The sequence below is a fragment of the Devosia alba genome (assembly GCF_039938915.1).
Taxonomy (GTDB): Bacteria; Pseudomonadota; Alphaproteobacteria; order Rhizobiales; family Devosiaceae; genus Devosia; species Devosia alba.
In genome coordinates, this window is record NZ_JBDUUI010000029.1 from 1 (window position 1) to 12,124 (window position 12,124).

General features: G+C 64.8%; 11 protein-coding genes. 9 read left to right on the forward strand and 2 right to left on the reverse strand.

Annotated features, from left to right (window positions below; translation table 11 throughout):
• Nucleotides 1-377: 377 nt before the first annotated feature.
• Complete coding sequence (locus ABFY71_RS18460; protein ID WP_347947345.1) at nt 378-989, reverse strand: CDP-alcohol phosphatidyltransferase family protein; 612 nt, start codon at nt 987-989, stop codon at nt 378-380.
• A 184-nt stretch (nt 990-1,173) separates the two neighbouring features.
• Here ABFY71_RS18460 and ABFY71_RS18465 point away from each other — a divergent pair, with 184 nt between their 5' ends.
• The 5 genes from ABFY71_RS18465 (at nt 1,174) to ABFY71_RS18485 (ending at nt 5,248) form a co-directional block, all read left to right on the forward strand.
• Nucleotides 1,174-1,806 (forward strand): RNA polymerase sigma factor, encoded by a 633-nt coding sequence (locus ABFY71_RS18465; protein ID WP_347947346.1) that lies wholly within the window; start codon nt 1,174-1,176, stop codon nt 1,804-1,806.
• Nucleotides 1,807-1,893: 87 nt separating this feature from the next.
• Entirely contained in the window at nt 1,894-2,148 is a 255-nt protein-coding gene (locus tag ABFY71_RS18470; RefSeq protein WP_347947347.1) for a zf-HC2 domain-containing protein, read from the forward strand.
• On the forward strand, nt 2,138-2,959 hold the full coding sequence (locus ABFY71_RS18475; protein ID WP_347947348.1) for a sterol desaturase family protein: 822 nt from the start codon (nt 2,138-2,140) through the stop codon (nt 2,957-2,959). The genes ABFY71_RS18470 and ABFY71_RS18475 overlap by 11 nt, the downstream gene beginning before the upstream one ends.
• 5 nt (nt 2,960-2,964) lie before the next feature.
• On the forward strand, nt 2,965-3,732 hold the full coding sequence (locus tag ABFY71_RS18480; protein ID WP_347947349.1) for a TVP38/TMEM64 family protein: 768 nt from the start codon (nt 2,965-2,967) through the stop codon (nt 3,730-3,732).
• Nucleotides 3,733-3,799: 67 nt separating this feature from the next.
• The gene (locus tag ABFY71_RS18485) at nt 3,800-5,248 is read left to right on the forward strand and encodes a dihydrolipoyl dehydrogenase family protein (RefSeq protein WP_347947350.1); all 1,449 of its coding nucleotides are present in this window, start codon (nt 3,800-3,802) and stop codon (nt 5,246-5,248) included.
• Here ABFY71_RS18485 and ABFY71_RS18490 read toward each other — a convergent pair.
• Nucleotides 5,245-5,850: an arylesterase gene (locus tag ABFY71_RS18490; protein ID WP_347947351.1), complete on the reverse strand. Its 606-nt coding sequence runs from the start codon at nt 5,848-5,850 to the stop codon at nt 5,245-5,247. The genes ABFY71_RS18485 and ABFY71_RS18490 overlap by 4 nt on opposite strands.
• Before the next feature lie 89 nt (nt 5,851-5,939).
• Between ABFY71_RS18490 and ABFY71_RS18495 the strand changes: the two genes are divergently transcribed.
• The 4 genes from ABFY71_RS18495 to ABFY71_RS18510 all read left to right on the forward strand — a co-directional run bounded on the left by ABFY71_RS18495 (nt 5,940) and on the right by ABFY71_RS18510 (nt 12,118).
• Nucleotides 5,940-6,641, forward strand: a complete 702-nt coding sequence (locus ABFY71_RS18495; RefSeq protein ID WP_347947352.1) for an ABC transporter ATP-binding protein — start codon at nt 5,940-5,942, stop codon at nt 6,639-6,641.
• A complete protein-coding gene (locus ABFY71_RS18500; RefSeq protein ID WP_347947353.1) occupies nt 6,638-9,190 on the forward strand; it encodes an ABC transporter permease in 2,553 nt (850 codons plus the stop codon). Before ABFY71_RS18495 ends, ABFY71_RS18500 begins: the two co-directional genes overlap by 4 nt.
• Before the next feature lie 169 nt (nt 9,191-9,359).
• Nucleotides 9,360-11,255 carry a diguanylate cyclase gene (locus ABFY71_RS18505; protein WP_347947354.1) on the forward strand — a complete coding sequence of 632 codons (1,896 nt, stop codon included), beginning with the start codon at nt 9,360-9,362 and terminating at the stop codon, nt 11,253-11,255.
• A 407-nt stretch (nt 11,256-11,662) separates the two neighbouring features.
• Nucleotides 11,663-12,118: a hypothetical protein gene (locus ABFY71_RS18510; protein ID WP_347947355.1), complete on the forward strand. Its 456-nt coding sequence runs from the start codon at nt 11,663-11,665 to the stop codon at nt 12,116-12,118.
• Nucleotides 12,119-12,124: the final 6 nt, after the last annotated feature.

Genomic DNA, 12,124 nt, shown 5'->3' on the forward strand with positions numbered 1-12,124 from the left:
CGTCCAGTGGGCGGGTTGTAGGCAAGTCCGTAAGAACTGTCAACACCCTATTTTCGTTCAGCAAACAATTTTGAATTTCTTCAAAACCATTCGAAGCCCGATCCTCCTGCAGTCAACAGCTGATCTTCCGGTTGCCCGGCAGAGCAGCTGCTCTTTCAGAAAGCGTTGATCGGTGGGAGCGGCTTCGCTCGACGTCGTTCAACGAGGCGGGTTCTAGGATAGGGGCTGCATCGAGTCAACGGCGCGGTGACAGTTTTTCGGTCCGCACCGGTATTTTCTCGATCCGGGCGCTCGGGCCCTGTGGAAAAGCTCCCCAACAGGTGCTCAGAACCCCCATGACGTCAGGGGTTTATGGGCCCCCAGGCGGAACACAGGGCTCAGTTCTCGCCAAAGCTGGTCCAGCCCCACCACCAGCGGATTGCCGTCGTGAGCAGGGCCAGTATGGCGAACAGGGTTGCGGCAATGGGGAACGAGCTCGGCACCAGGCAGATCAGCACGAACAGGATGGTGGTTTCGGCACCCTCGGTAATCCCGCCGAGATAGTAGATGCCCTTTTTGGGCATGTTGAGCGCGGTCATGCCGCGCTGCTTGGCGATCACGGCAAAGGCCAGAAAGCTCGAACTGGTGCCGATAAAGGAGAACAGCAGCAGGGAGCCCGCCACGCCATTGGTGGCGGGGTCGGCCAGCACGAAGGCAAACGGGATGGCGGCGTAAAAGAAGAAGTCGAGCGCAATGTCGAGAAAGGCGCCGCGATCGGTCGGGCCGGCCTGCCGCGCCACGGCGCCATCGAGCCCATCGATGATCCGGTTGAGACCAATCAGCACCAGGCCCAGCCAGAAATTGCCCAGGGCAATGGCGGGCAAGGCGCCCATGCCCAGGATGAACCCGCCCAGGGTCAGCATATTGGCGCTCACCCCAAGCCCGCGCAGCCAGCGCGCCGGGTGGGCCAGCAGACGCTCCTGCGGCGCAATCAGATAGCTGTCAATCATGGGCGCGCGCCAATCGGGGGTTTGTACGAAACGTCACTCTACTACGGCTTGGTCGCATCAGCGGACCAGCTGTTACAGTCCGCCCGGCGCGCCCTGCCGGGGATGACGACACAAAGGCGCGAACACGGGCGCCAATTCCCGGTTTAGCTGCTAGGAACGCTGGAGGGTCACGGGGGACGATGGATTGACGGGTGGCGGCCAGAAAGGCTCAACCAGTGAGCGGACGCTGATTGACGCGCTCAAGCGCGGCGACGAGGCGGCATTTCGCCAGCTGTTTGCCAGCCTGCAGCCCTCCATGCTGGCCTTTGCCCGCAGCTTTCTGCGCGACCGCACCCTTGCCGAGGAAGCCGTGCAGGATACCTGGCTGGCGCTGATTGCCGGCATCGGCCAGTTTGAGGGGCGCGCCTCGCTCAAGACCTGGAGCTTTTCTGTGCTGGCCAATATTGCGCGCAGCAAGGCCCGGCGCGAGGGGCGAACGGTCTCGTTCACCGCGATGGGCTATAATGAGCCGGGCGTTGATGCCGACCGGTTTTCCGGCGATGGCTCCTGGCTCTCCCCGCCCGGCCAATGGTCCGGGATCAATCCCGAGCGCATTGTTGGGGGCCGGCAAATGCTCGCCCATGCCATGGCGGCCGTCGAGAGCCTGCCCGACAATCAGCGCGCCGTCGTCACCCTGCGCGACATCGAAGGGCTGGGCGCGGCGGAGACCTGCGCCATCCTTGGCCTGAGCGACGCCAATCAGCGCATTCTGCTGCATCGCGGGCGCACGCGCGTCCGGGCGGCGCTGGAGCAGGTGCTGTCTCCCCCCGCGGCCTGAGATTGTTTGTAACGAAACCGCCGCCCGTTGCACTGAGCTAGAGACGGAGGCCTGCCGCTGACTGGCCGGCGCTCCCGGGAGACCACCATGCTCAGTTGCCGCGAGCTCAATGCCAGAGCGACCGATTATCTTGAAGGCCAGATGAGCCTGCGCCAGCGTGCCGGGTTCAAGCTGCATTTGCTGATGTGCAGCCGATGCGGAACCTATGTCGATCAATTGGCCAAGACCATTGCCCTGCTGCGCGCCGGCAAGCCGGCAGCCAGCCAGACCACCCCTGATGACGGCCTGATCGCGGCCTTCCGCGCCGCGACCGCCCACAACGAGAACTTCAATGCCCGATAGTGGTCTGTTCCTGCCCGAGCCGGTGATCCGTTTCGGCGCGTTCCTGTTGATCTTCGGCACGCTGGCAATCATCGAACTGGCCCATCCACGGCTGGAGCGCCCCGAAATGCTGGCCGCGCTCAAGACCCGCCGCTGGCTGACCAATGTGGGCATGCTGGTGCTGTCCTCGGTGGCCTTGCGCATCGTGTTCCCCGCCGCTGCCGTGGGCGCGGCGCTGTGGGCCGAGAGCCAGGGCATCGGCCTGTTCAACCTTGTTGGCGTGCCGGTCTGGGTGGCGGCGCTGGTGTCGATCATCGTGCTCGATTTCGCGGTCTGGCTCGAGCATCTGCTCAGCCACAAGATCCCCTTGCTGTGGCGCATCCATCGCATGCATCACGCCGATACCGGCTTTGATCTGACCACCGCGCTGCGCTTTCACCCGCTCGAGATCATCATTTCGATGTTCTGGAAGGTTGGCGTCGTGCTGGCGCTGGGCGCACCGGCCTGGTCGGTGCTGGTGTTCGAGGTGATCCTGAATGGCACCGCCATGTTCAACCACGCCAATATCGCCCTGCCCCAGAAGATCGACCGCCTGGTGCGGCTGGTGCTGGTGACGCCCGATATGCACCGGGTGCACCATTCCACCATCCGGCAGGAGACCGACAGCAATTACGGCTTCAGCCTGTCGCTGTGGGACCGGCTGTTTGCCACCTATACCGCCCAACCCGCCAAGGGGCATGTCGAGATGGATATCGGGCTCGACCAATATCGTGACCCCCAGCAACCCAGCGGGTTGATCTGGTCCCTGCTCGTGCCATTCAGGAAGCACTGAACCCCATGCACGAACCCGTTCCTGCCGCCGACGCCGCGCCCAAGGGCAAGGCGTCGGCAGCCATCGCCCGTTTCCTGCCCATTGTCATCCTGCTCGGCGTGCTGCTCACCGGCCTGTTGCTGGGATGGCAGCGCTATTTCACCCTCGACTACCTGGCCGGGGCGCGTGAAGGCATCAAGGCCTTCGCCAGCGAAAAGGTGCTGCTGGCGGCGCTGATCTATGTGCTCGGCTATGCAGCGGCCGTCTCGGTGGCCTTTCCGGCGACCTGGCTGCTGACGCTGGCCGGCGGCTTTGTCTATGGCATCGTGCCGGGTGGCTTGCTCGCGGCGATCGGCGCCACCATTGGCGCTTCCATCCTGTTCTGGGCCGCCAGGACCGCCTTTGGCGACAGCCTGCGCCAGAAGGCCGGGGGCTTTGTCGACCGCGCCGCCAGGGGCTTTGAAAAGAGCGCCTTCAGCTACATGCTGGCGATGCGGCTGGCGCCCGTCCTGCCCTTCTCGGTGGTCAATGTGCTGCCCGCCTTGTTCAAGGTGAAGTTCCGCAGCTATTTCCTCGCCACGCTGATCGGCATCCTGCCCGGCGCCCTGGTCTATGCCTCGATCGGGCAGGGGCTGGAAACGGTGCTGATCGAGGTGGCCGCTAGCGGTCGCGCAGTCAGCCTGTCCGATCTGGTCACGCCCGGCCTGAGCTTGGGACTGCTGGGCCTGGCCCTGCTGGCCCTGCTGGCCATGGTGCAGCCCGTATACACCTTCGTGCGCTCCCGCCTGCGCTAGCCAGAGGCCCCGGCGTCGGGGCGCCTCACGACAATTCACCCATCATGCAATGTCCAGCGAGTGATCCATGCCAGCCAAGAGCCAGCCCAGCCAGCGGATTGAATGCGATGTCTGCGTCATCGGCGCGGGGTCGGCAGGTCTCAGCGCCGCTTCGGGCGCAGCGCAATTGGGCGCCAGGGTGGTGCTGATCGAGCGCGGGGCAATGGGCGGCGATTGCCTCAATACCGGCTGCGTCCCCTCCAAGTCACTGATCGCGGCGGCCCATGCCGCCCATGGTTTCAAGGCCGCGATGGCAATGGGCGTGGGTGCGGGCCTCGTGCCGAAGATCGACTTCCAGGCCGTGCATGATCACGTCCACGCCGTTATCGGGGCCATCGCGCCCCATGACAGTGTCGCGCGCTTCGAGGGCATGGGCATTACCGTGCTGCAGGAGACGGCCAAATTCGTCAGCCCAGGCGAGCTGGTCGCCGGCGACTACACCATCACGGCGCGCCGCTTTGTGGTGGCGACCGGATCGCGCGCCAGCCTGCCGCCGATTCCGGGCCTGGCCGCGCTTGAGCCGTTGACCAATGAAACCATATTCGCGCTGACCACCCGGCCCGACCATCTGCTGATCCTGGGCGGCGGGCCGATCGGGCTGGAACTGGCGCAGGCCTTCCGCCGGCTCGGCTCGGCCGTGACCGTGGTCGATGCCGGGGCCATCCTGGCCAGGGACGAACCCGAGGCCGCGCCGCTGATCCGCAAGGTGTTGGCGGATGAAGGTATCGCCTTGTTCGAGCACGCCAGCTTCGCCGATCCGCAGCGGGTCGAGGGCGGCGTGCAGGCAAGGGTCGAGACCGCAGCGGGTACGCAAATCATCACCGCCAGCCATTTGCTGGTGGCTGCCGGCCGCAAGCCCAATATCGAGAATCTCGGACTGGACGCCGCCGGGGTCAGAACCACCGGACAGGGGATCGCGGTCGATGCACGACTGCGCAGCAGCAATGCGCGCATCTATGCGCTGGGCGATGTCGCTGGCGGGCCGCAGTTCACCCATATTGCGGGCTATCACGCCGGCATTTTCGTGCGCAACGCCATGTTCGGCCTGCCATCCAAGGTCGATTATGCCGCCCTGCCCTGGGTCACCTATCTCGATCCCGAGGTGGCCCATGTCGGTTTGACCGAGGCTGACGCCCGCAAGCAGGGCGCCGACGTCATCACCATTGTCGAGCATTTTGCCGAGAATGACCGGGCCCAGGCCGAGAGGCGCATCGAGGGCTTTGTCAAGCTGGTGCTGACCCGTCGCGGCAAGGTGCTGGGGGCCACCATGGTGGGCCCGCATGCCGGCGAGATGATCAGCCTGTGGGGACTGGTGATTTCGGGCAAGGTCAAGCTGTCGGCCGTCGCCTCGATGATTGCGCCCTACCCCACGCTGGCGGAAATCTCCAAGCGGGCGGCGAGCGCTTACTACAAGCCAAAGCTGTTCGGCACGCTGCCAAAGGCCTGGGTTGGTCTGGTGCAGCGGTTTGTGCCCTAGTCGAGGCGCTGCAGCAGCTGTTCGACAAAGGGCAGCAGCTTTTCCACGATATGGGCGACCCCGGCGGCATTGGGGTGGCGCATATCGGCTTGATTAAGCGCGGGATCAAGCGCCACGCCATCGAGAAAAAATGGGTAAAGGATGGCGCCGTGCGCGCTGGCCAGCGCCGGATAGACGCCATCGAACGCGGCAACATAGTCGGCGCCCAGCCCGCGGTCGGCCATCATGCCGAGCAGCAGGACCGGCACTTGCATGTCGGCGAGCTTCTGCAGGATTGCCGCAAGATTGCTGGCTGCGGCAGGCGGGGGCAGGCCCTGCAGCATGTCATTGGCACCCAGGCCAAGGATCACCGCGTCGGGCGCCTCGGCCAGCGACCAGTCGAGCCGCGCCAGCCCGTCTGCCGTCGTGTCGCCTGAAACGCTGGCATTGACCAGCGTGGCGTCCAGCCCGGCCCTGTCCATCGCCGCCTGCAGCTGCGCGGCAAAGCCTTCCGCCGCTGGCAGGCCATATCCTGCCAGCAAGCTGTCGCCATAAAGCAGAATGGTGCGCCCGGCGGCATGGGCCGGCAGCGTCGCTATCGCGATTGTGGTCACGATGGCCATTGCGCTTAGCGCCCGATGCACCCAGTTTCTCACTTCAGCACCTGCCGCCCGCATCATTGTTTTCTCCGACCAGAATTTGGCCTGCTTCCATGACCGATTTTATCGCCCAGACCCAGGGCATGAACCTCCACCTTAGTTCGGGCAAGGAGTCGCTTCATATCCTCAAGGACATCACGTTTGCGATAAGCCCGGGCGAGGTGGTGTCGATTGTCGGTCCCTCGGGCAGCGGCAAGACCTCGATGCTGATGGTGATGGGCGGGCTGGAGCGCGCCAGCAGCGGCCTGGTCGATGTCGGCGGCGCCACGCTGAGCGGGATGAATGAAGACGAGCTGGCCGAAATACGCCGCAGCAATATCGGCATCCTGTTTCAGAACTTCCATCTCATTCCCTCAATGACGGCGCTGGAAAATGTCGCACTGGCGCTCGATATCGCCTTTGATGATCTGCCGCTAAGCGAAATCCGCAGCCGCGCCAGGGCGGCGCTGGCCGCGGTCGGTCTGGCGGCCCGCGAGAATCATCTGCCCAGTGCCCTGTCGGGCGGCGAGCAGCAACGCGTCGGGCTGGCCCGCGCCATTGTTACCCGGCCCAAATTGCTGCTGGCCGATGAACCAACGGGCAATCTGGATCAGGAGACCGCCACCTCAGCCATCGATCTGCTGTTTGATCTGGCGCGGGCCAATGGCATGGCGGTGCTGCTGATAACCCATGACAATGCTCTGGCGCGGCGTGCCGACCGGCAGATGCGCATGGATCGTGGCGAACTCAGCCAGCTCTCGGCAGTCGCGGCATGAAGCGCCTGATCGCCTGGTTGCGCGTGGCGCTGATCGATCTGCGTGGCAGCGCGGGCCGCTTCACCATTCTGATTGCCTGTCTGGCGCTCGGCGTGGCCGCCATCGGCGTGGTCAGTTCCGTGCGTGGTGCGGTTGAAACCGCCATTGAACGCGATGCCCGCGCCATTCTGGGGGGCGACCTGGAGCTGCGCTCGCCGCGCACCGATATTGCGCCCGATGTGCTGGCAGCGCTTGAGGCGCTCGGTCCGGTCAGCCGCGAGGTCCAGCTCAATACCCAGGCCCGGAAGGGCGATGCAACGGCCTTTCTGTCGCTGCGCGGCGTTGGCGCACTCTATCCGCTGGTTGGCGAGGTGACGCTGCTCCCCGGCGCCCCGCCCGGCAGCACGGCAGAACTGCTTGGCACCCAGAACGGCCTGGCGGGCGTGCTGCTGTCGCAGCAGGCGGCGCTGCGGCTGGAGGCGAAGCCGGGTGACACCATCCGCATCGGCACGCTCGACCTGCAATTGCGCGGCGTCATCGACACCCTGCCCGATCAGGCAACGCTGGGCTTTCAGCTCGGCGCGCCGGCCCTGGTGTCGGACGCCGCCCTGCCACTGGCGGGGCTGAAGCAGGAGGGTGTGCTCAACCAGTTCCGCTACAAGGTGCTGCTCGACAACGCTGATTTCGCCAGCACCAAGGCGGCGCTGGAAAAGCAGTTCCCGGACCGTGAGTGGCAGCTTCGCTCGCCACGTCAGGCCACCGAGACCATTGCCCGCTTCATCGGCATTTTCGGCAATTTCATGCTGCTGGTGGCGCTTTCATCGATGGTCGTGGGCGGGCTTGGCGCCGCCAATGCCGTCACCGCCTATGTGGGCGAGCGGCAGGCGGGGATCGCCACCATGCGGTCACTGGGGGCGAGCGGCAATCGCATCGTTGTGCATTTCCTGTCGCAGGTGATCTTCCTGTCGCTGCTCTCGATTGCCATCGGCCTGGTGGCCATTGCGCTGGGCACCTTTGCCGTCTTGCCGCTGCTGGCCGGGCTGATCGGGCTGGACCTGCCCGCGGCGCTCGATCTGCGGGCCATGGCGGCGGCCGCCGGCATCGGGCTGGTCACCGCGATCATCTTTGCCTGGCTGCCCCTGCTGCGCGCCCGGGCCATTCGTCCCGCCCTGCTGTTTCGCGCCGCCGCATCAAGCCATCTGGACCGGCAGGACTGGCGCCAATGGCTGAAGCCTGCCGCGTCAGTGCCCTTGCTGGTCGGGTTTGCCCTGTTGTTCGCGCTGACACTGGCCATTGCCAGCGACGCACGGCTGGTGGCGATCTATTTTGCCGGGACGGCGGTCGCCTTTGGTCTTCTGCGGCTAGCTGCAGCGGGACTGACCTGGGCCCTGTCGGCCATGCCAGCGCCACCCAACCGGCTGCTGCGCCGGGCGCTATCGGCCATTGTCCGGCCCGGAGCGCCAACCACGACGGTTCTGGTCTCGATGGGCATGGGCCTGTCGCTGCTGCTGCTGATCGTCTCCATCCAGTCCAACATCAACGACCAGATTGCCACCGAGGTCAGCACCGAGGCGCCGGCTTTCGTCCTGCTGGATCTCGACAAAGGCAGTGTTGATGGCCTCACCAGCTTTGCCGCGGCAACACCCCAAATCGAGGCACTGACCACCATCCCCATGCTGCGCGGCACCATTACCGCGCTCAAGGGAGCGCCACCGCCATCAGCCGATGACGAGGTTTCGCGCGACGTCGCCGACATGTTCCGGGGTGATACGGCGCTGACCTGGTCGGCCGCCCTGCCCGAGGGCACGGTGATCGAGCAGGGCGCGTGGTGGCCCGAAGACTATGCCGGCGAGCCGCAGGTGTCGCTGAGCACCGAAATGCGCGATGCGCTCGACCTGTCGATTGGCGACAGCATCGAGATCGCCATTGCCGGGCGGAAGCTGGCAATGACCATTGCCAGTTTCCGGCTGATCGATTGGCGCAGCCCCAATTTCAACTTCCGCATCATCGTCTCGCCCGGCCTGATCGAGCGCGCGCCGCAATCCTATTTCGGCGCCATCGCCGTGGTGCCGGGAAGCGATCAGCAGGTGGAAGCCGCATTGATCGGGGCATTTCCCCTGCTCAACTTCGTGCCGGTGGGCGATACGCTGGCCCGTATCAGGGCGGTGTTCGACGGGTTGATCAACGCCATTGCACTGGTCAGCGGCACGGCTGTGCTGGCCGGCATATTGGTGCTGGCCGGCGCGCTCAGCGTCGGGCGGCAACAGCGCGAGACTGATGCTGTGGTGATGAAAGTGCTGGGCGCCAGGCGCCGCGATGTCATCGCCGCCTTCCTGATCGAATATGCGCTGCTGGGCGCCATTGCCGCTGTTCTGGCCACCTTGATTGCGCTGCTCGGGGCCTGGGCGGCGGCGACCTGGCTGCTGGAGATCGACTTCGCCGTGCCGCTGGGCCAGCTGGGCCTGGTCACCCTGCTGGTGATTGTGGCCACCATCGTCACCGGCGCCGCGACCACCTGGTCGGCCATGTCCAGCGCCCCGGCTGCCAAATTGCGCCTGGAAACGCCCTGATCACAATTTGTCAGGAACGGGCGGTTGCGGCCATTTCGCGGCATTCCGTTCAGCTTTGGCAAACCCTTGGCTGGTAGCGTGGCAGACGAGATCGATATGGGCCTGCCTGGCGTGAGCCCGGTCGGCGGACAAGGGATTGCATGACGGACAAGGATTACGGATCGTGACGATGTCCAACTGGCCCCTGGTGGCAGGCAATATGGCAGTGGTCGCACTGTTCGTGCTGCTGTGGTCGCGCTCCAACTATTGGTTGAAGACGGTACCGCGCCTGTATCGGGCGCCATTGTTTGCCGCGATCATTGGCCTTGGCGCCATTGCGTCGATGAGCATGGCCGTCGAAAGCCGACCCGGCGTGTTTGCTGACCTGCGGATTGCCCTGCTCACCGTGGTGGCGCTGTTTGGTGGCTGGCCCGCCGCCCTGATCACTGCGCTGATCGCGGGGAGCTACCGCCTGATGATGGGCGGACTGGGCACTGGCGCGGGGGTGATTGCCGTCGGGCTGGCGAGTGCGTCGGGGCTGTTGGTCAATCTGCTGGTGGGAACATCCACCTTCCGGCTCTGGCATATTGTGGCTGCGGCGCTGATCGCCGCCATGGCGACATCGGTGGGCCTGCTGGCCCTGCCGATCACCGATCTCCCCATGTCCGAGCGGATCTGGTTTGCCGCGATCAATCTGGTCGCCACGGTCGTGGCCGGGCTGGTCTATCTGCGGGCCTGGCATCTCTCGGCTGAACGCGAATTGCTGGCGGCGGCCCTGACGCACGCCCCGGACTACGCTTTTGTCAAAGATCTGCACGGCAAGTTTGCCGCGGCCAACGAGGCCGCAGCGCGGCTGTTTGGCGTGGCTGGACCAGACCAGCTGATTGGCCGGGACAATTTCGATGTCGAGCCCTTCGAGCGGGCCCAGGCTCAGCTGGACGGCGAAGCCACCATCATGGCGTCGGGTGAACCGCAACTGGAGCTGGAAGAACAGCTGACCGATGCCGACGGAACCCAGCGCTGGTACGCCACAACCAAGGTGCCGCTGCATGACATAGGCGGCCGGATCATTGGTCTGGCCGGGGTTTCGCGTGATATCACCGAAACCAGGCTGCTGCAGCAGGAAGTGTTGCAGAGCCGGGATACGCTGTCCTATGCGCTGGCCGAAATGACCGGCGGGCTGGCCATGTATGACAGCGAGGGCCGGCTGGTGTTCTGCAATGAGCAGTATCGCGACGGCTTTCCGCTCACTGGCGCGCTGCGGCAGCCAGGCGCGCATTACCGCGATATATTGCAGGCGGTGATCGACACCGGTGAACAGCCCAGGGCGCCCACAGAGGGAAAAGCGGCGGCCGCGTGGATCGCCGACCGCTATGCCAATCTGCAGCGCGAATCCGAGGACGAAATCTATCTCAGCAATGACCGCTGGATGCAGGTGCGGACCCGCCCCACCAGCAATGGAACCACCATGGTGGTCGCCATTGACGTAACCCGCTTCAAGCAGGCCGAACAGGAACTGCACACCACCACCGACCACCTCAAGCATCTGGTGCGCACTGACGCGCTGACCGGCCTGCTGAACCGGCGGGCTTTTGATGATGCCATCGACGCCGAAATCCGCCGCACCAGCCGCGCGGGCACGCCGTTGAGCCTGTTGATCGTCGATGTCGACCGCTTCAAGGACTACAATGATCATTACGGCCATCTGGCGGGCGACGAGGCCCTGCGCCAGGTCAGCCAATTGCTCAAGAACAGCCTGAAGCGGCCCGCCGATGTGGTTGCCCGATTTGGTGGCGAGGAGTTCACCGCCATCCTGCCCGATACCGATGAGGACGGTGCCTATCTGGTGGCCGAGAGCTTCCGGCGCGCGCTGGCCGAGGCGCATCTGTCGCATGCCAATAGCGACAAGGGCTACATCACGGTCAGCGTCGGGGTGGCCACCTATATGGCCGACACGGCGGCGCGCAGCGCCCTCGACCTGATCGAGACCGCGGACGGCGCGCTCTACAGCGCCAAGGCGGCGGGCCGGGACCGGGTGTTCGGCACCCGCGTGACCGATGCGAGGCGCCTGCGCACCACCGCCTGAAGCAGAATTGATGGCGTCCACCCGCAATCTTGTATGGCAGATTGACGGTCTTATCTAATTGATAGACCTCAATAATTCCTGCAAGTTGGTGGCCATATCAACAAAATCATTGACTTCGCCGACGGCTGCGAACAATTATCCGGCATCTGAGTGGGGACAATCCCTCAGGAACGGCCGGAGACACGTCATGGGCCTCGGCCCAGCCAGGGTATGTGGTCAAGCGTGCGCTACGCGGAATGTCGTTGGTCTGACCGGTAACCTCCGGACCAATGCTCGTTTCGACCTTCTGAGAGACCCGCAAGGATCTCAACCGTGCGGTCGCGGTTGGCGGGCAGATCACTTCCTCTTCCCAGCACACCGCACCTCGACATCGGGACCACCGATGCCAGCGAGCGGGAGGAAGCAGGATGAACCATCAGCCGACCAGCCTCACCCTGCTCGACAGGCTGCGCGCGACCACGGTCACAGACCGGGTGGGCTCGGTTGAGCACACCGGCGTGCTGGCAGAGTTCGTCGCTTCGGGCGTGCGCTTTGTCGCCTCGACCCCGCAGCTGGAAGCCCGCTACTATGCGGCGGTGCGCGAACTGCTGGCCTGCATCAGGCCCACCAGCGATGCCCATCCCATTCTCAATGAAGGCGGCGTCTATCTGGGTTGCTGGCTGGAAAGCACCGGCACGATCAATGCCGAACTGCTCAGCCGCTTCATCCCTTCGGTGGCCGCCGCCACCTTTGCCGGCTTTGCCACCCATCAGCGCGAAGATGGCCTGCTGCCCTATAAGCTGACGGCCAACGGCCCGGTGTTTTCCCAGATTCAGACTGTTCGCCATCAGCACCCATGGCACAGATTCAGGGTTGAGCTTTAAGGAGTG

Bases quoted from the DNA above. Each gene is read 5' to 3' on its own strand.
- ABFY71_RS18460 (WP_347947345.1), bottom strand. From the start codon at position 989: ATGATTGACAGCTATCTGATTGCGCCGCAGGAGCGTCTGCTGGCCCAC.
- ABFY71_RS18470 (WP_347947347.1), top strand. From the start codon at position 1,894: ATGCTCAGTTGCCGCGAGCTCAATGCCAGAGCGACCGATTATCTTGAA.
- ABFY71_RS18475 (WP_347947348.1), top strand. From the start codon at position 2,138: ATGCCCGATAGTGGTCTGTTCCTGCCCGAGCCGGTGATCCGTTTCGGC.
- ABFY71_RS18480 (WP_347947349.1), top strand. From the start codon at position 2,965: ATGCACGAACCCGTTCCTGCCGCCGACGCCGCGCCCAAGGGCAAGGCG.
- ABFY71_RS18485 (WP_347947350.1), top strand. From the start codon at position 3,800: ATGCCAGCCAAGAGCCAGCCCAGCCAGCGGATTGAATGCGATGTCTGC.
- ABFY71_RS18490 (WP_347947351.1), bottom strand. From the start codon at position 5,850: ATGGCCATCGTGACCACAATCGCGATAGCGACGCTGCCGGCCCATGCC.
- ABFY71_RS18495 (WP_347947352.1), top strand. From the start codon at position 5,940: ATGACCGATTTTATCGCCCAGACCCAGGGCATGAACCTCCACCTTAGT.
- ABFY71_RS18500 (WP_347947353.1), top strand. From the start codon at position 6,638: ATGAAGCGCCTGATCGCCTGGTTGCGCGTGGCGCTGATCGATCTGCGT.
- ABFY71_RS18505 (WP_347947354.1), top strand. From the start codon at position 9,360: ATGTCCAACTGGCCCCTGGTGGCAGGCAATATGGCAGTGGTCGCACTG.
- ABFY71_RS18510 (WP_347947355.1), top strand. From the start codon at position 11,663: ATGAACCATCAGCCGACCAGCCTCACCCTGCTCGACAGGCTGCGCGCG.